General features: G+C 73.6%; 22 protein-coding genes. 9 read left to right on the top strand and 13 right to left on the bottom strand.

What is annotated here, in order from left to right; translation table 11 throughout:
• Positions 1-116: 116 nt before the first annotated feature.
• Both ABZX85_RS13585 and ABZX85_RS13580 read right to left on the bottom strand, forming a co-directional pair.
• Positions 117-884 (bottom strand): glucose 1-dehydrogenase, encoded by a 768-nt coding sequence (locus ABZX85_RS13585; RefSeq protein WP_355866357.1) that lies wholly within the window; start codon positions 882-884, stop codon positions 117-119.
• 69 nt (positions 885-953) lie between these two features.
• Positions 954-1,541, bottom strand: a complete 588-nt coding sequence (locus ABZX85_RS13580) for a TetR family transcriptional regulator (RefSeq protein ID WP_355866354.1) — start codon at positions 1,539-1,541, stop codon at positions 954-956.
• A 159-nt stretch (positions 1,542-1,700) separates the two neighbouring features.
• Between ABZX85_RS13580 and ABZX85_RS13575 the strand changes: the two genes are divergently transcribed.
• From ABZX85_RS13575 to ABZX85_RS13560, 4 genes are all read left to right on the top strand, one after another.
• Positions 1,701-2,639, top strand: a complete 939-nt coding sequence (locus tag ABZX85_RS13575; RefSeq protein WP_355866351.1) for an NAD(P)-dependent oxidoreductase — start codon at positions 1,701-1,703, stop codon at positions 2,637-2,639.
• 252 nt (positions 2,640-2,891) lie between these two features.
• A complete protein-coding gene (locus ABZX85_RS13570; protein WP_355866348.1) occupies positions 2,892-3,179 on the top strand; it encodes an SHOCT domain-containing protein in 288 nt (95 codons plus the stop codon).
• On the top strand, positions 3,176-4,021 hold the full coding sequence (locus ABZX85_RS13565) for an ABC transporter ATP-binding protein (RefSeq protein WP_355866345.1): 846 nt from the start codon (positions 3,176-3,178) through the stop codon (positions 4,019-4,021). The genes ABZX85_RS13570 and ABZX85_RS13565 overlap by 4 nt, the downstream gene beginning before the upstream one ends.
• On the top strand, positions 4,018-6,636 hold the full coding sequence (locus ABZX85_RS13560; protein ID WP_355866342.1) for an FtsX-like permease family protein: 2,619 nt from the start codon (positions 4,018-4,020) through the stop codon (positions 6,634-6,636). The genes ABZX85_RS13565 and ABZX85_RS13560 overlap by 4 nt, the downstream gene beginning before the upstream one ends.
• Positions 6,637-6,688: 52 nt before the next feature.
• On the opposite strand, the gene ABZX85_RS13555 is transcribed toward ABZX85_RS13560, so the two are convergent.
• A complete protein-coding gene (locus ABZX85_RS13555; RefSeq protein WP_355866339.1) occupies positions 6,689-7,495 on the bottom strand; it encodes an aminotransferase class IV family protein in 807 nt (268 codons plus the stop codon).
• Positions 7,496-7,613: 118 nt separating this feature from the next.
• On the bottom strand, positions 7,614-8,219 hold the full coding sequence (locus ABZX85_RS13550) for an ATP-binding protein (protein WP_355866336.1): 606 nt from the start codon (positions 8,217-8,219) through the stop codon (positions 7,614-7,616).
• A gap of 615 nt (positions 8,220-8,834) precedes the next feature.
• On the opposite strand from ABZX85_RS13550, the gene ABZX85_RS13545 reads away from it, so the two are divergent.
• A complete protein-coding gene (locus ABZX85_RS13545; protein ID WP_355866333.1) occupies positions 8,835-9,950 on the top strand; it encodes a PLP-dependent cysteine synthase family protein in 1,116 nt (371 codons plus the stop codon).
• Between the two features lies 1 nt (position 9,951).
• Here ABZX85_RS13545 and ABZX85_RS13540 read toward each other — a convergent pair whose 3' ends face one another.
• Together ABZX85_RS13540 and ABZX85_RS13535 are read right to left on the bottom strand one after the other, a co-directional pair.
• Positions 9,952-10,422: an SRPBCC family protein gene (locus ABZX85_RS13540; RefSeq protein ID WP_355866330.1), complete on the bottom strand. Its 471-nt coding sequence runs from the start codon at positions 10,420-10,422 to the stop codon at positions 9,952-9,954.
• Between the two features lie 55 nt (positions 10,423-10,477).
• On the bottom strand, positions 10,478-11,305 hold the full coding sequence (locus ABZX85_RS13535) for a DeoR/GlpR family DNA-binding transcription regulator (RefSeq protein ID WP_355866328.1): 828 nt from the start codon (positions 11,303-11,305) through the stop codon (positions 10,478-10,480).
• A gap of 413 nt (positions 11,306-11,718) precedes the next feature.
• On the opposite strand from ABZX85_RS13535, the gene ABZX85_RS13530 reads away from it, so the two are divergent.
• Positions 11,719-13,881, top strand: coding sequence for a hypothetical protein (locus ABZX85_RS13530; protein ID WP_355866709.1), 2,163 nt, complete (start codon positions 11,719-11,721; stop codon positions 13,879-13,881).
• Here ABZX85_RS13530 and ABZX85_RS13525 read toward each other — a convergent pair.
• From ABZX85_RS13525 to ABZX85_RS13505, 5 genes are all read right to left on the bottom strand, one after another.
• On the bottom strand, positions 13,878-15,353 hold the full coding sequence (locus ABZX85_RS13525; RefSeq protein ID WP_355866325.1) for an alpha/beta hydrolase: 1,476 nt from the start codon (positions 15,351-15,353) through the stop codon (positions 13,878-13,880). The two genes, ABZX85_RS13530 and ABZX85_RS13525, sit on opposite strands and share 4 nt — an antisense overlap.
• Before the next feature lie 95 nt (positions 15,354-15,448).
• Positions 15,449-17,896 carry a right-handed parallel beta-helix repeat-containing protein gene (locus tag ABZX85_RS13520; protein WP_355866706.1) on the bottom strand — a complete coding sequence of 816 codons (2,448 nt, stop codon included), beginning with the start codon at positions 17,894-17,896 and terminating at the stop codon, positions 15,449-15,451.
• A 132-nt stretch (positions 17,897-18,028) separates the two neighbouring features.
• Positions 18,029-18,634, bottom strand: coding sequence for a hypothetical protein (locus ABZX85_RS13515; protein ID WP_355866322.1), 606 nt, complete (start codon positions 18,632-18,634; stop codon positions 18,029-18,031).
• 181 nt (positions 18,635-18,815) lie between these two features.
• Positions 18,816-19,640, bottom strand: a complete 825-nt coding sequence (locus tag ABZX85_RS13510; RefSeq protein WP_355866319.1) for an MOSC N-terminal beta barrel domain-containing protein — start codon at positions 19,638-19,640, stop codon at positions 18,816-18,818.
• 41 nt (positions 19,641-19,681) lie between these two features.
• Entirely contained in the window at positions 19,682-20,227 is a 546-nt protein-coding gene (locus tag ABZX85_RS13505; protein WP_355866317.1) for a DUF6643 family protein, read from the bottom strand.
• A 230-nt stretch (positions 20,228-20,457) separates the two neighbouring features.
• On the opposite strand from ABZX85_RS13505, the gene ABZX85_RS13500 reads away from it, so the two are divergent.
• Positions 20,458-21,600, top strand: a complete 1,143-nt coding sequence (locus ABZX85_RS13500; RefSeq protein WP_355866703.1) for a TerD family protein — start codon at positions 20,458-20,460, stop codon at positions 21,598-21,600.
• Positions 21,601-21,655: 55 nt separating this feature from the next.
• Here ABZX85_RS13500 and ABZX85_RS13495 read toward each other — a convergent pair whose 3' ends face one another.
• Positions 21,656-22,834 carry a glycosyltransferase gene (locus tag ABZX85_RS13495; protein ID WP_355866314.1) on the bottom strand — a complete coding sequence of 393 codons (1,179 nt, stop codon included), beginning with the start codon at positions 22,832-22,834 and terminating at the stop codon, positions 21,656-21,658.
• 57 nt (positions 22,835-22,891) lie between these two features.
• On the opposite strand from ABZX85_RS13495, the gene ABZX85_RS13490 reads away from it, so the two are divergent.
• The gene (locus ABZX85_RS13490; protein WP_355866312.1) at positions 22,892-23,677 is read left to right on the top strand and encodes an aspartate/glutamate racemase family protein; all 786 of its coding nucleotides are present in this window, start codon (positions 22,892-22,894) and stop codon (positions 23,675-23,677) included.
• Between the two features lie 77 nt (positions 23,678-23,754).
• The gene (locus tag ABZX85_RS13485; protein ID WP_355866309.1) at positions 23,755-24,300 is read left to right on the top strand and encodes a hypothetical protein; all 546 of its coding nucleotides are present in this window, start codon (positions 23,755-23,757) and stop codon (positions 24,298-24,300) included.
• Positions 24,301-24,321: 21 nt separating this feature from the next.
• Here the strand turns inward: ABZX85_RS13485 and ABZX85_RS13480 are convergent, their stop codons facing one another.
• Positions 24,322-25,377: an O-antigen ligase family protein gene (locus ABZX85_RS13480; RefSeq protein WP_355866700.1), complete on the bottom strand. Its 1,056-nt coding sequence runs from the start codon at positions 25,375-25,377 to the stop codon at positions 24,322-24,324.
• Positions 25,378-25,390: the final 13 nt, after the last annotated feature.

Genomic DNA, 25,390 nt, shown 5'->3' with positions numbered 1-25,390 from the left:
GAGGCGGGGGGTGAGCGGGGGTGAGAGAGTGACCGGCTCAGGGCGCGAACGGATCGCGGGCTCCCGGGCTTGAGTTTCGGTCCCGCTTTGGTGCCGGTGCCGCCTCTCGGCCTCGGTCAGAGCGTCGTGCCGCCGTCGATCACCAGATCCGCGCCGACCACGGGAGCCGCGTCGTCCGACGCCAAGTACAGGACGGCGCGGGCGACTTCAGCGGTCGTGACGGCCCGGCCGAGCGGTGACTGCTCCTTCATCCGCGCCGCTCGACCCTCCTCCGACTCACCCGGCAGCAAGGACATGGCGGTCCGAGTCACCCCAGGGCTCACGGAGTTGATGCGGACACCGTCCCCGATGTGCTCCAGGGCGGCGCCCCGGGTGAGCGAGGCGACGGCGGCCTTGCTCGCGGAGTAGGCCGTCACGCCCGGTTTCTGCGCGTGCGCCCCGAGGTTGGAGGCGACGTTGACGATCGTGCCGCCGCCCGGCTGGGCCCGCATCTGCCGTATCTCGGCGCGCAGGGCGAGGAAGAGGCCGGTCAGGTTGGTGTCCATCACCGCCTGCCAGTCCGCCGGATCGGTGTCGGCGAGCGAGCGTCCGGCGCGGATGATGCCCGCGTTGTTCACCGCGACGTCCAGCGACCCGAACCGCTCGACGGCACCTCGCACCAGCGCGTCGACACCGGCCGCGTCCGTCACGTCGGCGACTCGCGCGACCGCGACTCCGCCAGCCTCCTCGACCAGCGCGACCGTCTCCTCCAGGGCGGACCGGGTACGCCCGGCGACCACGACGTTCGCGCCCTCGGCGGCGAACGCGAGCGCGAGGGCCCTGCCGATTCCGGAACCGGCACCGGTGATGAGCGCGGTACGACCGGTGAAACGCTGTGCGGACATGACGATCCTTTCGAGACCGTTGGGTCTTTAATTAGGACAGGGGAAGGCGAAGAGGAATCCGTGACGGGCTCAGTCGAGCAGGGTCAGTGCCTGCTCCGCCGCGTCCCGCACCCGGGCCGTCGGGTCGGCCGACGCCTTGCCGACCACGCGCAGGCCCTGGAGCAGGACCAGCAGCATGCGGGCGAGCGCGCGCGGATCACGGCCCGGCGCCAACTCGCCCTGTGCCTGGGCCCGTACGAGCGCGGAGTGCAGCAGCGTCTCCAGGTGCTCCCAGCCGAGGTCGACGCGGCGGGCGGCGTCGGGGTCGTGCGGGGCGAGTTCGACGGCGGTGTTGACGACGAAGCAGCCGCAGGCGCGGCTGGGCTCAGCCGTGGCCTCGGAGGCGAACCGCCGCACGACGGCCCGCACGCCGGGCAGCGCGGGACCCGGCGCGGACAACTCCCGTACCAGGACGGGGGCGTTGAGTTCGCCGTACCGGTCGAGAGCCTTCAGGTACAGGTCGTGTTTGCTGCCGAAGGTGGCGTAGATGCTGGCGCGGGCGATGCCGAGATGTTCGACGAGGTCGGCCATCGAGGTCGCCTCGTAGCCGCGCCGCCAGAAGAGCTCCAGGGCGGCCTGCAAGACGGCGTCCGGGTCGAATTCCTTGGTCCTTGCCATACGGAGAGGCTAAGTCTTTCGAGAACGATTGGTCAATTAAAGGGCTCGGCGGTCTGACGTGGCCCACCACGGAGCGGGCGGGACCGTCCGGATTCGCGCGGTACGCGTGTCAGTGGGGAGGATGACCTGGACATCCCCGCCGTATCAGGAGCTGACGTCATGCCCGAGCAACTCACCGTGACCGTTCTCGGCACCGGCATCATGGGCGCCGCGATGGCCCGCAACCTCGCCCGCGCCGGACACACCGTCCGTGCCTGGAACCGCACCCGGGCCAAGGCCGAACCGCTGGCCGGCGACGGGGTGACCGTCGTGGACTCCCCGGCCGAGGCGGTACGCGGCGCCGACGCCGTCGTAACCATGCTGTACGACGGCGGCGCGGTGCTGGACGTGATGCGTGATGCAGCACCGGGGCTGGGGGAGGGGACACTGTGGGCGCAGTCGACCACCGCCGGACTCGACTCGGTGGCGGAGCTGGCGGACTTCGCGCGCGACCACGGCCTGGTGTTCTTCGACGCACCGGTCCTCGGCACCCGGCAGCCGGCCGAAGCGGGGCAGCTCACGGTGCTGGCGGCCGGTGCTGTATCACACCGCACCGCCGTCGCCCCGGTGTTCGACGCCGTGGGCGCCCGGACCGTGTGGACCGGCGAGGAGCCGGGCGCGGCGACCCGGCTCAAGCTCGTCGCCAACAGCTGGGTCCTGGCCGCCACCGCCGCCACCGGCGAGGTCCTCTCCCTCGCCCAGACACTGGGCGTCGACCCGCAGGACTTCTTCGCGCTGATCGCCGGCGGGCCGCTCGACATGGGCTACCTGCACGCCAAGTCGGCCCTCATCCTCGAAGACCGGCTGTCCCCGGCCCAGTTCGGGGTGACGACGGCCGAGAAGGACGCCCGGCTGATCGTCGAGGCGGGGCGGGCCGGCGGGGTCAGGCTCGACGTGGCCGAGGCCGCCGCCGAGCGGCTGGCGCGGGCGGCTGCGGCGGGACACGGCGAGGAGGACATGGCCGCGGCGTACTTCGCGAGCTTCGAGGCGGACGCCGGGCCGGGTGCCGGTGGGGGTGCCGGGTCGGACCTCGCCGCCGGGGAGAAGCCGGGCGACTGACCGGGCGGCAGCCATCGGTCGCCGGTCGCCGGGCATCGGGTGTGTGGGAACCGGGTGCGTGGGAACCGCGTTCTCGTACCGCCGCCGGACTATCGCCGGACCACCCTCGGACCGCCGGGGAGTAGCGCGTGGTACATCACATACTCCCCGGGAGGTACGTGATGTACCGCCCACCGTGCGACGCCCCCACCCCCCTCCCGGCGAGAGCCTCGACAGCGACGGACGAACCGCTGTCGAAGGAGATGACCGGAGATGACCACCCTCGCGAACGGATACGGCGGCCCCGGCCCCTGGATTCTGCTGTTCCCCCTGTTCTGGGCCGCCGCCGTGGCCCTCGTCGTCACCGTCCTGCGCCGCACAGGCTGGCGCCGGCGTATCGGCCACGGCCCCCGCCCTCTGGGCGACACGCGCCTCGGCGACGCCCCCCTCGCCGTCCTCGGCCGCCGCTTCGCCTCCGGCGAGATCGACGAGGACGAGTACTGGCGCCGCCTCTCCGTCCTGGAGGAGCACTTCGGGCGCAAGGGCGGCGATGCGGCATGACCGCGACATCCGCCGCACGGGTCACCGACGCCGTGAAGGTGTACGGCGCCGGCGACACCGCCGTACGCGCTCTGGACGGGGTCAGCGTGGACTTTCCGGCCGGGAGGTTCACGGCGATCATGGGGCCCTCGGGGTCGGGCAAGTCGACGCTGATGCACTGCGCGGCCGGGCTCGACACGCTCACCTCCGGGTCCGCGTGGATAGGCGGGACGGAGCTGGGCGCACTCGACGACCGGCGGCTGACGGCGCTGCGCCGGGACCGGGTGGGGTTCGTGTTCCAGGCGTTCAACCTGGTGCCGACGCTCACCGTCGCCGAGAACATCCGGCTCCCCCTCGACCTCGCGGGGCGGCCCGGCGACGGGGAGTGGATCGACGCGCTGATCGACGTCGTCGGCCTGCGCGACCGGCTGCGGCACCGCCCCTCGCAGCTCTCCGGCGGCCAGCAGCAGCGGGTCGCCGTGGCCCGCGCCTTCGCCGGCCGCCCCGACGTCGTCTTCGCCGACGAACCGACCGGCAACCTCGACTCCCGCGCCGGCCAGGAGGTCCTCGGGCTCCTGGGGCGCACGGCGCGGGAGACCGGGCGGGCGGTGGTGATGGTCACCCACGATCCGCTCGCCGCCGCGCACGCCGACGAGATCGTGTTCCTCGCGGACGGTCGGCTGGTGGACCGCATGCAGACGCCGACCGCGGAACGGGTCCTGGACCGGGTCAAGGCGTTCGAGGTGGGAGCGGGGGAGGCCCGGGGCGCGGAAGCCGGGGCCGGAGGGGGCTCACGGTCGCGGGCGCCGGGGGCCGTCGCCGCACAAGCGGTGCGGGCACGGGCAGAGGAGGCACGGTCATGAGCGACACCGTCCACACCGATCCGGCGCGTGCCGAAGCCGACACCGACGCCACTCCCGCCCCCGCCCCCGTCCGCACCGCGTTCCGCCTCGGCTTCGCCGGGCTGCGTGCCCATCGGCGCCGGTTCGCCGGAACGTTTCTCGCGGTGTTCCTCGGGGTCTCCTTCCTCACGGGCACGCTGGTGATGGGTGACACCTTGCGCGCCGGCTTCGACTCGATGTTCGGCAGCGCGACCGCCGGCACGGACGCCGTCGTACGCGGTGCGGACGCGATCACCGCGCCGGGCGACAGGGAGGGGGTACGGCGGCCGGTGCCGACGGCGCTGGTGCGTGACATATCACGCATCACCGGCGTCGCCGCGGCCGAACCCGACATCCAGGGCGCCGGGCAACTCCTCGGCCGCGACGGAAAACCCATCGGCGGCAAGGGCCCGCCCACCCTCGCGGGCAACTGGATCACCGACCCGCGCCTCAACCCGTACCGCCTGGCCGAGGGCCGCGCCCCCGAACACCCCGGAGAAGCCGTCGTCAACCGCGCCACCGCGAAGAAGGGCGGACTGCGCCTCGGTGACACGACGGTCCTGCGCACCCCCGACCCCGTACGGGTCCGGATCGTGGGCCTGGCGACCTTCGGCGGCGCCGACGGCATGGGCCAGGTCACCTACACGGGCCTCACCCGCGCGGACGCCGAGCGCCACCTCACCGCACGCCCCGGTCTGGCGACGAGCATCCTCGTCCGGGCGGCGGACGGAGTGAGCCAACAGGACCTCGTACGGCGCCTGACTCCCGTACTCCCCAAGGGAGTCGAGGCCATCACCGGCCGGGAGTCCGCGCGCGAGGACACCGACATGATCTCCCGTCAGTTCCTCGACGTCTTCACGACGTTGCTGCTGGTGTTCTCCGGAATCGCCCTGCTCGTCGCGACGTTCTCCATCCACAACACGTTCGCGATCGTCGTCGCCCAACGCACCCGCGAGAACGCCCTGTTGCGGGCCGTCGGAGCCTCCCGGCGCCAGGTCACCGCCACCACCCTCGCCGAGGCGACGGCGGTCGCGCTGACCGCGTCCGCCGCCGGACTCGCGGGCGGCATCGGGGTCGCCGCCGGACTGAAGGCCCTGTTCCCGGCGATCGGATTCCCCTTCCCCGACGGCGGGTTGGTGATCGGCGCCCTGTCGCTCACCCTGCCGCTGCTGGTCGGGATCGGGGTGTGCCTGGCGTCCGCGCTGGGCCCCGCCGTACGGGCCGGGCGCACGGCACCGCTGGCGGCGCTGCGCGAGATCGCGGTCGACGCGACGGGGGCGTCACGCCGGCGGGCCCTCGTCGGGGTCGGGCTGCTGGCGCTGTCGGCCGGTGTGCTGGTCGTACCGTCCTGGTGGACGGCGGGAGTCGGCGGGGTACTGGTTCTGGCCGCCTTCGTGGTGCTCGGTCCGGTCGCGTCGTCCGGCGTGATCCGGGTGCTGGGCGGGCTGTTGGGGAAGGCGCGCGGTGTCACCGGGGCGCTGGCCCTGCGCAACGCGCTGCGCAGTCCCCGGCGGACGGCCGCGACGGCGAGCGCGCTGATGATCGGAGTGGCCGTGGTGTCCCTGTTCACCGTGTTCGGGGCCTCGCTCAAGGCGACCATGGACCGCACCGTCGCACGCTCCTTCGCCGGCGATCTCGCCGTCAGCGCACCGGCGTTCGGCGCGGGCGGCAGCGGACTGAGCCCCGGCCTGGCACCGGCGCTCGACAGGCTCCCGGAGGTGGACACGGCCGTCGGACTCGGCAAGGGGGTCGCCGAAGTGAACGGCGCGGGACGGGAATTGACGGTCACCGATCCGGCGGCCCTCGCCCGCACCTTCCAACTCGGCACAATCCAGGGCGACATGAATACCCTCGGAGCCGATGGCATCGCCCTCACCCGCACAGAGGCCCGGAAACGGCACCTCACTGTCGGCTCCGAGGTCCGCCTCGCCTTCGCCGACGGACAGCGCCTCGCCTTCACCGTCCGTGCCCTGTACGGCCGTTCGGAACTCGTCGGCGACTACGTCGTCACCCGCCAGGCATGGTCCCCGCACCGCACCCAGGACCACGACACCCTGGTCGCGGTGACCCTCCGCAGGGGCGTCGGCGAGCGGGAGGGCAAGGCGGCCGTCGAGCAAGTCGCCGCGCGGTACGGCGATCCGGAGGTGCAGACCCGGGACGAGTACGCCGAGTCCTCGGCCGGCGGCATCGACATGATGCTCACCCTCGTCTACGCCCTGCTGGCACTCGCCGTGCTCATCGCCCTGCTCGGCATCGCCAACACCCTCACCCTCGCCGTCCACGAACGCACCCGGGAACTCGGCCTGTTGAGGGCGGTCGGCCAGACCCGCGCGCAGCTGCGGGCGATGATCCGCTGGGAGTCCGTCCTGGTCGCCGCGTTCGGCACCGCGGGCGGGCTGGCGCTGGGCGGCTTCCTCGGATGGGTGCTCGTGCGGGCCTCCGACGGGGCGAGCGACAGTGAGTTCGCGTTCGCCGTGCCGGTGTCGCGGCTCGGGATCGTCGCGCTGGTGGGTGTGGCCGCGGGCGTGCTGGCGGCGCTCGGGCCGGCGCGGCGGGCGGCGCGGCTGAACGTGCTCGGAGCCGTGGCCGTGGAGTGAGGCCGGTTCGGGGCGTGCCGGTCGCGGCCGATGCGACCGGCACGCCCGTATGTCACACAGGCTGCCAGGGGTTGGTCTCGTAGCAGGCGAGGAGGAGGGCCGTGGCGCCCGGGTCGACCGTCAGCCGCACGCCGTCGACGGAGGCCACCGGGAGGATCGGGGAGATCGAGTTGGTGAGGAAGGCGGACAGCCTCGGCGTGAGGTCGCTGAGCCGCAGTTCGCGCTGCTCCGACGGGACGCCCTTGGCCTCCAGGCCCCGGCGCAGCAACTGCATGGTGATGCCCGGAAGCGCGGGCGCCTCGGGCCGGACGACCCGCTCACCGTCGTAGAAGCAGACGTTCCACACCGACGCCTCGGAGATCCGGCCCTGCCGGTCGGTGAACAGCGCGTCGTCGTACCCGGCGAGGGCCGCCTGCCGCCGATGGTGGACGAGACCGAACGTCCCGGCGTGTTTGATGTGTGGCATATCGCGCTCGTACGCCACCGACCGCAGCCGCACCGGAACGGACTCGGCCTCGACCGGCGCGCTCGTCGTCACGGCGATCTCCGGCTCCACGTCCTCCCCGCGCGCCACCGCGTCCACCCTCCGGGAGAAGACGGTCACCCGCACCGACACGTCACCCGGACCCCCGGCGAGCGCGTGCCGCAGGCAGGACCGCACCCGTTCACCGTCCACACCCCTGCCGAACAGCTCACGCGCGCTCTCCTCCAGCCGCCCGAGGTGCAGATCCAGGCCCCGGACCGCGCCGCCCCGCACCTGCATCGAGCTGAAGTGCGCGTAGCTTGCCCGGGCGAGAAACCGCAGATCCTCGCCGTCCGCCTCGGCACCGTTGACCTCGACCCGTTCGATGACGACCACCCCTCCCCGGCCCGCACCCGACCCGGCGGCCGGGACCCGACCACCTTAGGCGTCGGCCCGCTTCACCTGCTGTCGGCCGGCACGGGCAGGCTCCTCGGGAGGTGCCGAGGAGCGGGTGCTAGACGCGGGCCGCCCAGCGGTGCGGACCGATGGCGGGTTCCGCGGCGGTGGACGAGGGCGTGGCGCGCGAGGATGCGGTGGGCGAGGGCCCGGTGAGGGCCGGTGCGGTGAGCGCGGACACGGTCAGGGCCGGTGCGCCGAGGTCGCACGGTGGTACATCACCCATCACGCTCCGCGCCGGCTCCACCACCCCCGTCGCCGACAGCGTGAACCACACGACCTTCCCGTCCTCCCCCTCCTGCCTCGCCCCCCAGCTCTCGCTGACCGCCGCCACCATCGCGAGCCCCCGGCCGCAGGTGGCGAGGGTGTCGATGTCGTCGAGGTCGTCCGCGGCGGACATCACCGGCAGCCGGGGGTCGCGGTCGCGCACCGAGACGGTCAGCTGCCCGAGCAGCAGCTCCATCTCCACCACGCAGGTCTTGTCCGGCCGCGCATGCCGGTGGACGTTGGCCAGCAGCTCCGTCACACCGAGCGCGGCCCGGTCTATCAGGGGGTCCAGCTGCCAGTACCGCAGGTGTGCGGTAACGATTCTGCGGACCTGGCCGATCCGCGACGGCAGGGCTTGCAGCTCCACCGTGCAGTGCCTGTTCGGGTTGCTGATCACGGCTGCGACTCCCCGACGTGAGGTCCGGAGGAACACGGAGTTCGGATCGTTCCAGCAGCGCGGTCCCGCACAGCGGCCGGCTGCGTTCGTGGCCGGCGGGCTGGTTCGCAGCGTTATCGCCGGTAAACCCAGAGTGAGGTGAGTTCAGGGTGGCTCAGGGGGAACGGGGGCGCAACTCTGGAGGACGGGGCGGGGTGCGCCGTACGTGACATGTGATGTACCACCACGTCGTCAGTGACATGTGATGTACCACCCGCCCTCGCCCCGGCCCCCGCTCCCGCCCCAGCCCCAGGCCGTGCCCCCACCTCGCGCCGCCCCCGCCCCACCCACCCGCCGGTACCGCATCACACATGACACATCACACATCACCCATCACGCACCCCGTGGCTGATCGTTTCCGCTCGCCCCCGGTGCCGTGCAGTCTGCCTCCCGGGGGCGAGCGGCACCAGGGGACGGGGCGGGTCGGCGAGGGCCCGCCCGGAGCACTCGCGCGAGTGCGCCCCCTGAGGGTTCCTTTGAGGCGCTCAAAGGCGTGTTTATGCAGGTGGGAAGCGTGTGGCGGGTGTCTATGATCGGGGTGACGGCCGTCTGAGCGAGCATGTGAGGAGCCCCGCCGTGACCACCCCCCAGCAGTCCGCGACCCTGGACACCGACCACAGCGACGACGCGTACCGGGCGTGGCTGAAGGACGCCGTGCGCAAGGTGCAGGCGGACGCCAACCGCTCCGCGGACACGCACCTGCTGCGGTTCCCGCTGCCCGAGGCATGGGGCATCGACCTCTACCTGAAGGACGAGTCGACGCACCCCACCGGCAGCCTCAAGCACCGCCTCGCCCGCTCGCTCTTCCTGTACGGCCTGTGCAACGGCTGGATTCGTCCGGGCCGCCCGGTCGTCGAGGCGTCCAGCGGTTCGACGGCCGTGTCGGAGGCGTACTTCGCGAAGCTGATCGGGGTGCCGTTCGTCGCCGTCATGCCACGCACGACCAGCGCCGAGAAGTGCCGGCTGATCGAGTTCCACGGCGGCCGATGTCACTTCGTCGACGACCCGCGCACGATGTACGAGGAGTCCGCGCGCCTCGCGGAGCGCACCGGCGGGCACTACATGGACCAGTTCACGTACGCGGAACGGGCCACGGACTGGCGCGGCAACAACAACATCGCCGAATCGGTGTTCCGCCAGCTGGAGTTGGAGCGCTTCCCGGAACCGGCGTGGATCGTCGCGACGGCCGGGACGGGCGGCACCTCGGCGACGATAGCCCGGTACGTGCACTACATGCAGTACGACACCCGCATCTGTGTCGCCGACCCCGACAACTCCTGTTTCTACGAGGGCTGGACGACCGGCGACCCCGATGTCACCTGCGACTGCGGCTCACGGATCGAGGGCATCGGACGGCCCCGGATGGAGCCGAGTTTCGTGCCCGGCGCGATCGACCGCATGATGAAGGTCCCGGACGCCGCGAGCATCGCCGCCGTCCGTGCCCTGGAGGGGGCCATCGGCCGCAAGGCGGGCGGCTCGACGGGGACGGGGCTGTGGAGCGCGCTGAAGATCGTCGCCGAGATGGTCGCGGAGGGCCGGCAGGGGAGCGTCGTCACGCTGCTGTGCGACCCCGGGGACCGGTACCTCGACAAGTACTACTCCGACGACTGGCTCGCCGGTCAGGGGCTGGACATCACGCCGTACAGCGAGGTGATCGAGACCCTGCTGGCGACGGGGAAATGGCAGGAGTGACTCAGGAGGAGAGCCGCCGCTCCAGCGCCCGCACCGCCCCCCGGAACGCCCACCCCATCCCCGGCCGGGCCCCCCGCAGCGCGAGCCGCACGCCCGGCGCCCCGTCCGCCGCGAACGTCCACCGCACCCGGGTCCCGCCGCCCACCGGGATCAGCCGCCACTCCTCGACGAGCGCCCGCAGGGCAGGGGCGTTGGTGGTGTCGACCCGGTACGCGTACACCTCGCAGGGCTTGGCGGCGAGGATCGTCTCCTGGAAACGCGTCCCGCCCACGAGGCGGATCTCGCGCCGCTCGCCGCCCTCAAGGGCCCGCGCCGCCTTCACCTGCCCGAACCAGTCGGCCCAGCCGGGGACATCGTCGGCGAGCGCGTGGAAGACGGCCTCGGGGGACGAGGAGATCTCCTGGGCGAAGACGAACCGCACGGGCGCGCTTTCGACGAACTCCAGCCCCACCGGGGCGAGATGACGTTCCACGGCAGATACCCCTTCGACGACCGGGCCGCCCACCTTAGTTGACGGACCGTCAGAATCACATGTCCACGGCCTGGACCGCTTCCCCCGCCACCACGACCCGCAGGTACTCGGACATCTCCGCGCGAGCCGCCGCCGGCAGCCCCGCGTCCGTCACCAGCGAGTCGACCTGGTCGAGCGAGGCGAACGAACTCAGGCCCACGACACCCCACTTGGTGTGGTCGGCGACCACCACGACCCGTCGCGCCGAGTGCACGAGCCGCCGATTGGTCTCCGCCTCCGCGAGGTTGGGCGTGGACAGCCCCGCCTCGGCCGATATCCCGTGCACGCCGAGGAACAGCATGTCGAAGTGGAGCGCGGCGATGGCCTGGTCGGCGACCGGTCCGACGAGGGAGTCGGAGGGGGTGCGCACCCCGCCGGTGAGGACGACGGTCGCGGCGCCCTGACGCGGCCCGGAGGTGCGCTGCGCGACGTGGAAGACGTCCGCGACGCGCACCGAGTTGGTGACGACGGTCAGGTCCGGCACGTCCACCAGGCGGTGGGCGAGCGCGAAGGTCGTCGTACCGCCGGAGAGGGCGATCGCGCTGCCGGGGGTGACGAGTGCGGCGGCGGTGCGGGCGATGTCCTCCTTGGCCGTGAGTTCGAGGCCGGACTTGGCCTCGAAGCCCGGTTCGTGGGTGCTGGCCTCGACGACCGGGACGGCGCCGCCGTGCACCTTCTCCACGACGCCCTGTTTCGCGAGCGCGTCGAGGTCGCGGCGGATCGTCATGTCCGACACGCCCAGCCGGCGCGTGAGTTCGTTGACCCGGACGCCGCCGCGGCGGCGGACCTCGTCGAGGATGAGGGCGCGGCGCTGCTCCGCGAGGAGGTTCTGATTCTCGCTCACGTACGCTCCGGTCCTTCCCGCGTCGAACCCCGCCCGGTCGGGTCGGGACGGTCCATCCTCGCACGTCGCAGGCGCTGTCGCGGGCCGCTTGAGGAGCCCGCGAGAACCACAAGCGCTTGCTTCCGCACCCCGTCCCGTCACGGTTGCCTCACGGAACGGGGAGATTCCGTGACAACAGGTGTGCACAAGGGCCGTAGCGGCCATCCTGGTCGAGCACACGAAGATGCCGAAGGCGCGTCACGGGGGAAGTGCGGACAGTGGAACGTCTCATCACGGGCGGGGTGCCGAGCCCTGCCGAACCACGGGAACAGAAACCGCCGGAACAGAAACCACCGGAACAAGGGCCACCCGAAGAGCCGGTGGCCGCTCTCGAACTCCTCGTCCACGGCGTGGGCGGCTCCACACCCGAGAAGATGCTCGACGACCCCCGCACGGTGCGGATCACGGGCGACGACACGGCGGCCGTCTACCGCCGCGCGGACGACGTCGACGCGGACACCCGCCCGGACGACCGCCCCGTCCCGGAGGCGTACGTCTGGTCCAACCTCACCTCCGGCAACGGCACCCGCGCCTTGTGGCTGCTGCTGCTCCCGTTCATGGTCGTCAACCTCGCCCACTGGATGCGCCCCGCGGGCCGCTCCGCCACCCGCGCGGTCCGCCTGTACGGCCTCCTCGTGCGGCTCGCCGCGCTCTCCCTGACGGTCCTGCTGGTCGCCGCCGTCTGCGAGGTCGCCCTCGACCTCACCGCCTGGCAGTGCGCGGGCACGCGCGCGTGCGCGGAGCGCCACACCTGGCTGGGCTTCCTCGAACCCGGCGGCTGGTGGGGCCAGCCCGGCCGCCGCCTGGCCCTCGCGGCGGTCGTCCCGGCGGCCCTCGTCGCCCTCCTGTGGTACCTCTCGCACCGCACCTGGCGCGCGTACGAGTCGCAGGAGCCGCTGCCCCGCCCGGACGACGCCGACACCGCCGGCCACGCCACGCCCCTCAGCCGCCCCGGCTTCTGGTACGGCCGCCGCCTGGTCTCCCGGCTGCGCGCCGCGCACACGGCGGCGGGCCTCCTGACGGTCGCCGCGACCGTCGGCACGGCCGCCGCCCGCCGGGACCACGAACGCGGCGGCCCGGCCCTCCTGGACGCCTTCGGGCACCTCCTGGAGGCCGCCCTCGTCGTGGGCGCCGTCAGCGTCGTGTGGGTGGTGTGCGGCAGGGGCCGCACCGAGAACCGCCTCGACCACAAGATCGACCGCCACCTCGTACGCCGCCTGCCGCTCGGCTCGCTCGCGCTGCTGGTGTGCGCCCTGGTGTACGCGGGCTGGTCGCGGCCCGGCTGGACGTCGGCGGGGCGGCTGCCCGGGGACGTCACGTTCGGCGGGATCGCGGTGGCCCAGGGGGCGGTGGCCGTCGTCCTCGCGGTCGTCGCCCGCGCGCTGTACGACCGGGACGCCGAGCACCGCTGCGCCCTGCGCGGCCTCGGCGGTCCGGCCGTCGTCATGCTGGCCTGCGCGCTCGGCGGCGTGATGTCCGGGGGCGTCGCCCAGCGCGTCGCGGACTGGCTGGACGGCACCGGGGGCGTCCTGCCGGGGCCGCCGGTCCTGCTGACCTGGCAGGCGTCCGTCATCCCGGCCGTCCTCGTCGTCGTCCTCGCCCTCTGCTCGTTCCTCGGGCAGCGGGCGATGAGCGGGGCGAAGGCGCAGGAGCCGGCCGTGGAGAAGGAGTACGGCGTCGAGGACGGCGACCCGGCGCGCACGCGCGCGATCGCCCGCGCGCGGGCGATGGCCGGGCTCACCGACCGGGCGCCCCTGTTGCTCGGCGTGACCTCCGGGGTGACGCTGCTGCTCGGCGCGGGGGCCGTCGTCGGGGCGCTGGTCTGCGGGAAGACGCCGGTGGGGGCGGCTGTCGGGGCGTACCCGTTCGTCGAGGGCGCGGCGCGTACCGGGCAGGCGCTCGGGTCGTGGCTGATCGGGTTCGTGTTCCTGACGTTCGTCACCTGGGGGCGGCGCGCGTACAAGGACCCGCACGCCCGGCGCACGATCGGCATCCTGTGGGACGTCGGCACGTTCTGGCCGCGCGCCGCGCACCCCTTCGCGCCGCCCTGCTACGCCGAGCGCGCCGTCCCGGACCTCACCTGGCGGATGACGGCCTGGACCCGCGAGACCGGCGGCAGGCTCGTCATCTCCGGACACTCCCAGGGCAGCGTCCTCGCCGCCGCCGCGGCCTGGCAGCTGGCGCCCGCCGACCGGGGGCGGGTCGCCCTGCTCACCTACGGCTCGCCGATCGAGCGCCTCTACGGCCGCTGGTTCCCCGCCCACTTCGGCCCGGACTCCCTCAAGGCGCTCCACGCGGACGTCGACTGCTGGCGCAACCTGTACCGCCTCACCGACCCGATAGGCGGCCCGGTCCGCCTCCCGGACGTCGACTGCGCCCCCTTCGCCGACCCCCTGGAGTACGGCCGCACCATCCAGCACCCGCTGCCCGCCCCCCTCCTCGGCCACTCCGACTACCAGGCCGACCCGCAGTTCGCCCACGAACGAGCCCGCCTGCTGGCGAGGCTGGGCCTCGGCAGCAGACGGGAACGGCTCTAGTCGCAGACGACGTCCCGCGCGGGACGTTCGCCGGTCGTCAGGAACCGGGTGACGAGCCCGTCGCCGCAGGTGTTGCCGGAGGTGAGGTAGGCGCCGTGGCCGCCGGCCTCGACGGTGACCATCCGGGCCCGGTCGCCGAGCGCCGTACGGAGGTTGAGGGCGCCCGCGTACGGGGTGGCCGGGTCGCGGCGGTTCTGGATCATCAGGACGTTCGACGGGCCGTCGGCGGTGATCCGGACGGGGCTCTCGGCGGGCGCCTTCCAGAACGAGCACGGTGTGATGTTCGCCGGCATCCCGGCGGTCAGCGGGTACGCGGTGCGGTTCTCGGCGACGGCCCGCTCGTACGCGGGGACCGAGCGGGGCCAGCGGACGTCGTTGCAGATGACCGCCATGGTGACGGCCGCGTCCTCGTCGGCGAGCGGCGCCGCGACGTCCGGGGTGAGCACGGGGGTGGCCGCCGGGTCCGTCACCTGCCGCATGAGCCGGGCGAGTTGGGGGAAGGAGGCGTCGCTGTAGAGGACGGTCTGCATCGACTGCCGCAGCCGGTTCCCGGTCAGCGGCACACCCGGGGTGGTGCTCTCGCGCGGAGCGCGGTCCAGCTCGGCGGCCATCGACAGGAACAACTTCCTTACACCGTCGGGGTGTTCGGCTATCCGTAGCTCGCCCCGGGCCGGGTCGGCGGCCCACACCGCGAAGTCCGCGAAACGGTCCTCGGCGCCGAGCGCCATGTTCGCCAGCCACCCCCGGGCGACCCGGCCGGGGTCGGGGTCGTCGTTGCTGTCCAGCACCCAACGGTCCGTGCGCTGCGGGTACGTCTGCGCGTAGACGGCCCCCACGTACGTCCCGTACGACACCCCGTACGCCGACAGCTTCTCCTCGCCGAGCGCCTCCCGGAGCCGGTCGATGTCCCGCGCCTCGTTCCGCGTGCTGAGGCTGCGCAGCAGCGCCCCGCCGTGCTCGGCACAGGACTTCGCGGTACGACGGGCCCGCTCCACGTTCGCCGCGATGCTCCCGTCCGCCGCCGGCCAGGACCTCAGTGTCACCAACTGACGGTCCTCGGCGGGGAGTTCGCAGCTTGTCCGGGAACTCCCGCCCACCCCACGCGGATCGAAGCTGACGAGGTCGTAGCTGCCGCCCAACTCCGCCCGCAACGCCGCCCCTTGCCGGGTCAGCCGCTGGATGCCGGAGCCGCCCGGACCGCCGGGGATCACCAGCAGGGTGCCGCGCCGGGCCTCGGGGCGGTCGCTCGCCAACCGGGAGACGGCGAGGGTGGCTTGAGGGCCGTCCGGGTCGTCGTAGGAGAGCGGGACGGAGAGGTCCGCGCACTCCTGGCCGGCGAGGTTACAGGGGTGCCAGTCGAGGGCCGGGGGCTCGGCGGAGGCGGCGGAGGAGGGGGTGGCGGTGAGGGCCAGGGCGGTCGCGGTGGCGGCGAGAGTGAGGGCGAGAACCCGTGAAGTCGTCATGCCGATCATGCTGTCCGGACGCCGGACGGGTCACCATCCGGCGGTCGGCATGATCGGGGGTGGGGTTTTCCCCCGTAACCCCGTTGGGTGAACTCCCTTGCCGCTCAGCGCAGTTCGGGCAGATCGACCGCGTACAGCAGGGTCAGTTCGTCCGTGCTCGGCTCCACGACCTGCGCGACGCGGCTCGCGTGCCGCTCCACCATCGCCTCGAACGTCTGGCGCGCGGTACGGCCGTTGCCGAACGCGGGACCCTTCGGGATCTCCGCGAAGTACGTCAGCAGGGCCTCCGGGGCGCCGCCCGCGAGCCGGTACTCGTGGTCGTCCGCCTGCTGCTGGACGATCCTCAGCAGCTCCTCGGGGCCGTAGTCGCCGAAGGTGATGGTCCGTGAGAAACGGGACGCCACACCGGGGTTGACGGCGAGGAAGCGCTCCATCTCGGCGGTGTAGCCGGCGACGATCACCACGACCGCGTCGCGGTGGTCCTCCATCAGCTTCACCAGCGTGTCGATGGCCTCCTTGCCGAAGTCCCGGCCCGCGTCCTCCGGCGACAGCGCGTACGCCTCGTCGATGAACAGGACACCGCCGCGCGCCCGTTCGAACGCCTCCTGCGTGCGGATCGCCGTCGACCCGATGTGCTCGCCGACCAGGTCGACCCGGGACACCTCGACCAGGTGGCCCTTCTCCAGGACGTCCAGCGCGGCGAGGATCTCGCCGTACAGGCGCGCGACCGTCGTCTTGCCGGTGCCCGGGGAGCCCGTGAACACCAAGTGGCGTTTCACGGAAGCCGCCTTGAGGCCCGCGCGCTGTCGGCGCCGGCCGACCTCGATCATGTCGATCAGCGCCCGCACCTCGCGCTTGACGCTGTCCAGACCGACCAGCGCGTCGAGTTCGGACAGGACGTCCTTCGGCGCCTTGATCTCCATCGTCTGCTCGGACACCGACGGCTCCGGCGCGGCCACCGGCCGCTGGTCCGGGATCGTGCCCAGCAGCCCGGGGGTGTGGGTGACGGTCTGCACGGCCGTCTCGCGCGGCGCCAGCGAGGGCGCCGCGGGGGTGCGTACGCCGCCGCTCTCGTCGCTCGTGCAGTCCTCGACCAGCGGGCCCGAACCCGGCGCCGAGTCCGGGGCCTCGGCGAACTCGTAGCCGCCGCGCGCGCACCGCTCCGTACGGCACTTGCGCAGGGTCGTGCGGCTGCCGTCTATCACGTGGAAGCCGTAGCCGCCGCTGCCCGTGACCTTGCAGCCGTTGAAGGAGCCCCTGCCGCCCGCCGACACGTAGAACCCGGCCTCGGCCGGCGAGTCGACCGTGCACCGCTCGACCGTCGGGTCGGCGCCCTTCGTGACGATGACACCGGTCTGGACGGAGTCCACCGTGCAGTTGTTGAGCGTGCCGCCGCTGCCGTGGTCGCGGAACCAGGCGCCCGTCGCGGCCTCGCGGATACGGCAGTCGTCGAGCTGCGCGGTCGCGCCGTCGCTCACGGACACCGCCGTGTTGCGGACCTGCGTGAGGTCGCTGTCGACGACGTCCGCGCGGGAACCCCGGTCCAGGACGAACAGGGCGTCCGGGACGTCGTGGACGCGGCAGGAGTCGAGGACGGCCGTCGCGCCGTCGCTCACCCACACCGCCGGGTAGTCGCCGGTGCTGTCGAAGATCTCGCACTGGTTGGCGTCCACCCGCGTGCCCGGGTCCCACACCGACAGGCCGTTGCGCCCGAACTGCCGTACCGAGGTGCGGGTCAGGGTCAGGACGCTGCGCGAGCGCAGGTCCACGGCGTTCTCCGGGATGTCGTGGATACGGCAGTCCGCGAGGGTGAGCACCGCGTCCGTGTCGAGGGTGACGCCGTCGGCGGTGGTGCGGTGGACGCCGCAGTCGGTGAAGTGGGCGGTGGCGCGCGCGGTGATCTGGACGCCGCTGCCGCGCACCTCGTAGATCTCGCAGCCGACCGCCTCCAGCGCCGTGCCGTCGCCCGTCACGCTGACGCCCGAGCCGGAGGTGTGGTGCACGCGCGTGCGCTCCAGGCGCGGGTGCGCGCCCCCGCGTACGGAGACCCCGGACTGGCCGGCCGCCAGCACCTCGCACTCCTCGAAGACCCCGCCACCGCCGTCGAGGACGGCGATCCCGATGCCCGCCGGGTTGTCGACCGTGCACCGCCGGACCGTCGGCCGGGCCCCGCCGCGCACCTCGATGCCGGCCGCCGAGCGGGTCACGACCCGGACGTCCAGCAGCTCCGGCGTGCCCTCCTCGACCAGCAGCGCGGGCGACGTCGCGTCCTGTCCCTCGACGTGGAGGTCCTGGACGACGGCGGAGGCACGGACCGTCAGCGGCACCCCGTCGGCGGGGGCGATCCGCACCGAACCGGGGGCACCCTCGGGGCCGCGCAGGGTGATCGCACGCTCGACGACGAGGTTCTCCCGGTAGGTGCCGGGGGCGACGGTGAGGACGTCCCCGTCGGCCGCGGCCTCCAGGGCGGCGGCGAGCGAGGCGTACTCACCCGTGCGGCGCCGCCACCGCGATGTACCGGAGTGCGTCACCTGGACCGTGCCCTGTGCCATGACGATGCTGTGCCCCCACCTCGTGATACGCGGGTCGATGCCGAAGAAGGTCGGCTGGTCCACCGTAGCGTGCGCGCGGGTGGTGAGTTGACCACTGGCGTGACACCGCCCGCACGCCCCGGCGCGGTGTCGTCAACTGCCGGTGCCGGTACGGCCCCAGTCCGGGCCCGCGCGGTCCCATGCCTGGTCCCAGCGGGCGTAGCGGCGGCGCACCATCGTCCAGACGACGCCCCGGCGCGCGCCCTCGACCAGGCCCGCCGCGCACAGCGCGGCACCGAATCCGGCGAGCACGGCGTGGGTCTGCGCCGTCGGCACGTCCAGCGGGCGGCCCGTCGGACGGCCCGTGTCGTCGGTCCACAGGGAGAAGCGGTCGCCCGGGTGCGGGGTGTCCAGCGCGGCCGTCACCGAGCCGTGGTGCGCGCTGCCGTCGGGGGCCGTCCAGTCGGCCTCGACGCGGCTGCGGGAGTCCCGGCCGGAGACGGCCTCCGGGTCCGTCACGAACGCGGAGCCCTTCAGTTCCTTCACGACCGTCGCCGTCGTCTCGAACCGGGTGCTTTGCTGGGCGCGCACCGACGTCAGGAGGGCGTCCTCCACGAAGGAGCCGACGATCAGGCCCGCCACCGGCGCGACGACGAGCACCAGCAGCAGGGCGCCGGCCGCCAGCCACGCCTCGGCCAGGTCCGTCGTACGGCGCACCGGGTTGTGCCGCCAGCGCCAGAGTCCGCGGATCGCTCGCACCGCCTCGCACCCCCTTTCCGCTCCGTCATAACCCCCGGGACAGCCGTTCATCGAAGGACCCGGTCGAAGAGAGAGTGAAATCACCTGCGGCCGGGGCCTCTCATGAACTTCTCACGAAGCGTCAACGCCCGAGGTCCGGCCGCTGGTTCCCGGGACGAAGGAGGAAATTCCGGCGCGTTCCTCAGCCCAGGAACCGCACGGGGTCGCCGACCCGGATCACGCCGCGCGTCAGCGGCACCAGGTTCTGGCCGAAGACCAGCTTCCCGCCGATCCGGCGGTGCCGGCCGAGGGTGGCGAGCGGCTCCTTGCCTCGCTCGGCGGTGGTCTGGTCGGTCGTCGTCACCACGCACCGGCCGCACTTCTTCGCCGCCCGGAACGCGACCTTCCCGATCGTCAGACGCGACCAGCCGTCCTCCGCCCATGGCTCGGTGCCGCCGACCACGACGTTCGGCCGGAACCGGTCCATCGGCAGCGGGCCCTCGGCGGCGTGCTCCCCGCGTGTGATCAGGGAGTTGAGGGCGTCCAGCGAGGCCGTCGTGGTCGCGAGGAGGGGGTAGCCGTCGGCGAAGGCGACCGTCTCGCCGGGGAGCGCGTACTCGGGGTCGACCGGGCGGCGGGTCGCCGGGTCGTCCATGTGCACCAGGCGGACGTCCGCGCCGAGGAAGGCGCTGCACCACGCGTGCGCGGCGGGCGCCGCGGGGACGCCCTCGACCTTGTCGCGGAAGATCTCCACGACGACCGTGCCCACCGGCTCGGGGACCGCGACCTCCAGCGGCGCGAGACCGGGCGCGGACAGCAGAACGCCGCCACCGGGCAAGGGCTCGGCGGCGGCGAGGGCGAGCCGCGGCTGCTGGCGCTGGGTGACGACCTTCCCCCCGTCGTCGACCACGGCCCACCGCCGGTCCCCGACCGGCCCCCAGGGCTCCACCTCGGCCTCCAGGGGGCTCACCCCCTGGAACGCCTTCACCGGGTGGACGTGGATCGACAGCAGCTCCGCATTCCGCATGGGATCAATCCTGCCAGCAGGCGGGACCGATCCCGGGACGCTCAGTAACCGCGGTACTGCTGCTGGTTGTTGTACGGGTCCTGGTAGGGAGCGGGGTTCGGGCGCGGCGCCGCCGGGCGCATCGCCTCGTAGCCCGTGCCGCCCGCCATCGGGTTCATGCCGCCCATCGCGCCCATGGGGCCGCCCATCGACCCGCCGCCCATCGGGGCCGGCTGGGGCTGCATCGGCGCCTGCTGCGCCGGGTACCCGCGCTGCATGCCGGCCTGCGGCGGGACGTACGCCGCCGGGGCCTGCTGGAGGGGGGCGGGCTGCTGCGCCTGCGGATAGCCGTACGGGGCCTGCGAGGGGCCCGCCGGGAGGGCCGGCAGCGCCGACGGCAGCGCGGGCAGGTTGGCGCCCGGCATGCCGGGCATCCCTGGCATCCCCGGCATACTCGGCACGCTCGGCACGTCGTATGCGGCCGGGACCCGGATCGGGGCGATCTGCGGGGTGCCCCGTTCGGCGACGAGGGAGTCGTAGATCGGGGTGTCCGGGAAGGGGGCGGACGAGTAGTAGCCGCCACCATAGGTGGAGCGGGGGGAGGTCATGGGACCTAAGGTAAGCCCACGAAGAGCCGGTTGGGGAGACGGGTATGCGGGTTGTTTTCCGCGTCGGGAGTGGCCCTGTATCCCCAATACGAGCGAACGTGGGAAAAAGGGGCGACAATGCGGGTTGGAATTGTGTAAAGAGCAAGTTCCGGCAGGGTTTCCGGGGGCCGAACGCGCGTGTTCCGGTGCCCCCGGCGGGAGTTGAAGGGGGCCGTATGGCGATGCCGTCGATGTCCAAGGGGGCGAACGTCCCGGTGCCGACGACGGCGCTGCGGATCGAGTGCGGGCGGCGCACGGGCCCCGGCGTCCCCGACGTCGACGCCTCCGCGCTGCTCCTCGTCGGCGGCAAGGTCCGCTCCGACGGCGACTTCGTCTTCTACAACCAGCCCGCGCACGCCTCCGGGACCGTCCGGTACGAGGGCAGGAGCACCTCCGGGGGGCTCGTCACCGACACGCTGCTCGTCGACCTCGCGCGCGTGGAGGACGACGTCGAGACCGTCCTGCTCGCCGCCTCCGCCGACGGCGGCGCCTTCGGGCAGGTCCCCGGCCTGTACGTCGAGGTCCGTGACGCCGCGCGCGGGACCGTCGTCGCCCGTTTCGACAGCACCGGCGCGAGCGTCGAGACCGCCTTCGTCCTCGGCGAGCTGTACCGCCGTCAGGGCGCCTGGAAGTTCCGCGCGGTCGGCCAGGGGTACGACAGCGGCCTCGAGGGCCTCGCGACGGACTACGGCATCACCGTCGACGAACCCCAGCGCCCCGCCGCCCCTCCGGTACGGCTCACCAAAGTCACCCTCACGAAGGCCGCCCCCTCCGTCTCGCTCACCAAACAGGGCGGCACCTCCGGCGCCCTGCGAGTCAACCTCAACTGGCAGTCCCGCGCGGGCTCCGCGCACACCGGCCTCGACCTGGACCTCTGCGCCCTCTACGAACTCGCCGACGGCCGCAAGGGCGTCGTCCAGGCGCTCGGCAACGCCTTCGGCGCGCTGGAGAGGCCGCCGTACATCCACCTCGACGGCGACGACCGCACCGGGGCCGTGGCGGCGGGGGAGAACCTCACCGTCAACCTCGACCACACCGCCGACCTGCGGCGCGTCCTCGTCTTCGTGACGATCTACGCGGGCGCGCGCTCCTTCGCCGACCTGCACGCGACGGTCACCCTGAGACCGCAGCACGGCGCGCCGGTCGACTTCTCGCTCGACGAGTGCACGGTCCCCTCGACGGTGTGCGCGCTCGCGCTGATCACCAACACCGGGGGCGATCTCGTCGTGCGCAGGGAGGCGCGGTATCTGGTGCCGGAGCGGGGGGTGAGTCCGCAGCGGACCATCGACCGCGCTTATGGGTGGGGCATGAACTGGACGCCCGGGAGGAAGTGAGGACGGCGGGTGAATTACCGGGAGACCCCTTATTGAGTATTCAAATAAAAAGGGTTCATCCCTCGTCCGCGACGGCGTCCGGACGCGCGTACGTCCGCCCTTTCCACGCCGCCCCCCGCCCCCGGTAGTGCTGCACCGCCGAGTCGACCGTCATCAGCAGGTACAGGAACGCCGTGAACGGCAGCAGCGGAGCGAGCCACAGGGGCTGCCGGTAGTACCGGAGCATCGGGGCGTACGTCGCCGTCATCACCGCCCACGCGACGCCGCCCAGCACCGCGACGGGCGCGTTCCCCGCGGCGAGGCCCGCGACCAGGGCCGAGGGCGGCACCAGGTACACCAGGGCGAGCCCGAGGACCGTACCGGCGAGCAGGAGCGGGCTGTGCCGCAGCTGGGCGTACGCGCTGCGCGAGACCATCCGCCACAGATCGCCCAGCCGCGGATACGGGCGCACACTGTCGACGCGCTCCGCGAGCCCCAGCCAGATGTGCCCGCCACCGCCCTTCACCGCCCGCGCGAGCGCCACGTCGTCGATCACCGCCTGCCGGATCGAATCCGGCACACGCGCGCGTACGGCCGTCTCCGTGCGCAGCAGCACACAGCCGCCCGCAGCCGCCGCCGTACGACCGCCCCTGCGGCCGATCCGGCGGAACGGGTAGAGCTGCGCGAAGAAGTACACGAAGGCGGGGACGACGAGCCGCTCCCACAGACTCTCCACCCGCAGCCGCGCCATCAGGGACACCAGGTCGTAGCCGCCCGCGCGCGCGGACGCCACCAGCGTGCGCAGACTGTCCGGCGCGTGCGCGATGTCGGCGTCCGTCAGCAGCAGGAACTCGGGCTCCCGCGCGCGGGCGCACGCGATGCCGTGCCGCACCGCCCACAGCTTCCCCGTCCACCCGGCCGGCGGCTCACCCGGCGAGGACACCGTCAGCGGCAGCCCCCCGCAGCGCTCCGCGAGCTCCCGCGCGAGGTCCCCGGTGCCGTCGGAGCTGCCGTCGTCGACGAGGAAGACCTCCGCCCGTCCCGGATAGTCCTGCGCGAGCAGCGACGGCAGACTCTCGGGGAGGACGGCGGCCTCGTCCCGCGCGGGGACGACGACACAGACGTCGGGCCAGTCGGCGGGCTCCCGCGCGGCGGGCGGCAGACGCACGTCCGTGCGCCAGAAGAAGCCCTGGCACAGCAGCAGCCACAGCCAGGAGACGAGGGACAGGGCGGCGGTCCACACGATGGCGCTCACCCGCGCAGTGTGCCCCACACCAGGGGCCGCGACCGGGCCATCGTCTATCGTGGCCGGGTGAAGATCGCGCTCATGGACTCCGGAATCGGCCTGCTGGCGGCCACCGCTGCGGTACGGCGCCTGCGGCCCGACGCCGATCTCGTGCTCTCCTTGGACCCCGAGGGCATGCCCTGGGGCCCGCGCACCCCCGAGGACGTCACCGCGCGCGCCCTCGCCGTCGCCGAGGCGGCGGCGGCGCACGCGCCGGACGCGCTGATCGTCGGCTGCAACACCGCGACCGTGCACTCCCTGCCCGCCCTGCGCGCCCTCCTGGAGCCCGGCGTCCCCGTCGTCGGCACCGTCCCCGCGATCAAGCCCGCCGCCGCCCTCGGCGGACCCGTCGCCATCTGGGCCACCCCCGCCACCACCGGCAGCCCCTACCAGCGCGGCCTCATCCGGGACTTCGCGGGCGGCGTGGACGTCGCCGAGGTGCCCTGCTGGGGACTGGCCGAGGCCGTCGAACACGCCGACGAACCCGCCGTCGCCGCCGCGATCGACGCCGCCGCCGCGCTCACCCCGGACGAGGTAAGGACCGTCGTCCTGGGCTGCACCCATTACGAACTCCTCGCCGAACGCATCCGCGCCGCCCTCCAGCGCCCCGGCCGGCCCCCGCTCGTCCTGCACGCCTCCGCCGAAGCCGTCGCCGCCCAGGCGCTGCGCCGCGTCGGAGCGGCCCCCGCACCCGACGCCCCCGCCACCGGCGGCCTGACCGTGCTCCTCAACGGACGCGAAGGCGTCCTCCCGGACGCCGCGTTCGCCTACGCGGAGGGACGCGCCCTCCCGGTCCCCACGGCGACCTCCTAGCCGCACGCCCCCCACCCGGAGCAGCCACTCTGTGGGACGCGCTACCCGGCGGGCGAAACGTGAGTAACCTCGTAGGCATGAGGGACCACCCCCGCGACGAGAAGACCCCGCATCCGGACGTGTGGACCGGACGGGCCACGAACCGCTTCCAGTGGCTGCCCGCGCTCGCCGGCGCCGCCTGCCTCGCGCTCGGCATCGAACTGGCCGTGGACTCCGCCTGGACGTCGGGCGTGGCGCCGCTCGCGATGTCCGTGGTCGGCTGCATCGCCGCCGGACTCCTCGTCCTTTTCGGCACCCTCGCCTTCCTCCACGTCGGCCTCAAGGTCGACCGCGACTGCCTCGAAGTGCGCTGCGGGCACATGGGCCTGCCGCGCCGCCGCATCCCCCTCGCCCTCGTCGCCGACGCCGACTTCGACCCCCACGTCACGCCCCGGCACTGGGGCGGCTGGGGCTACCGGTGGCGTCCCGAGAAGGGCACCGCCGTCGTCGTACGCCGGGGCGAAGGGGTCGTGCTGCGGCTGTGGGACGGGCACACGTTCACGATCACCGTGGACGACGCGGAGGCGGCCGTACGGGTCATCAGGGACCGGCTGCGACCGGCCGGGCCCGGGGTCGCGCACTGACCTCCCGGCCGGGCCGCCCGCTCAGCCGGCGGTGTCCTCCTCGTACGCCCGCACCGTCCCGCCCGGCCCCCGTGCCTCCTGCGGCAGGGGGTGGGCCGTCGCGATGCCCGCGAGGAGGCCCGCGCCCACCGAGACGGTCGTGAAGCTCAGGACGTTGCCGACGAGGGCGAGGGCCGCGAGGGCGGTCAGGGCGGCGCCCGCGGTGAGGACGACCGGCGTGGGGCGCGGGGAGCGCCACAGGGCGTGCAGGAGCCAGGCGAAGGCGACGGCCAGCAGGAGGACGCCCACGGCACCCTGCTCGGCGGCCAGTTGCAGGGGCGCGGAGTGCGGGTGGCCGTCGGACAGGGGCGACTGGGCGGCCGTCGCGCTCAGCTCGGCGAAACTGCCCGGTCCGGTGCCGAGGCCCGGATGGCTCTCGGCCAGGTCCAGCGCCTCCCGCCACAGGGCGATCCGGCGCGGGGTGAGCGGCCCGGCGAGCGCCTCGGCGAGCCCGCCGCGCACCGCGCCCGCGGCGACCGCCCAGGTCAGCCCCGAGAGCAGCGCGGTCCCCAGGACCAGCCCCGCGACCCCCGTACCCCGGCTCACCCGCCCCGCGCCGAGCGAGGCCAGCAGGACCGCGCAGCACGTCACGACCGCCGCCACCGACCCCAGGGCCGCCCCCGTGACCGCCGCCGAGGCCCCCAGGAGCCGCAGGACGAGCCGCAGCGCCGGCGCGGGCGTGGCCCAGGCCGCGCAGCACGCCGAACCCGCGACGAGCGTCAGGACGGCCGCCTCGGCGCCCGCCCGGCCCAGCGGGGCGGCGCTCTCCGGACCCGGGGACAGCTCGGGCGCGGCGACGGTCAGCGCCAGCCCCGCGAACGCGGCGGCACAGGGCACCGCGACCGGCGACAGCGCGCCGGAGATCCGGCCCGCCGCGTACCCGGCGGCGACCGCCAGCACCGCGAGGAGCGTCCCCTCGGCCCGCCCGTCGTTCGCCCCCGCCGACACCAGCGCCCACACGGCACAGGCCGCGAGCACCGCCGTACCGAGCGCGTCGGAGCCGCTTCGTCTGTCGCCGTCCGTGCCGTCGCCGGCCACGGACGTCCGTCCC

Origin of the sequence: Streptomyces sp. NPDC004539 (assembly GCF_040610055.1) — a bacterium.
Taxonomy (GTDB): Bacteria; Actinomycetota; Actinomycetes; order Streptomycetales; family Streptomycetaceae; genus Streptomyces.
Note: the sequence above shows the minus strand (reverse complement) of the source record. Positions and strands in the feature narration are given on the sequence as shown.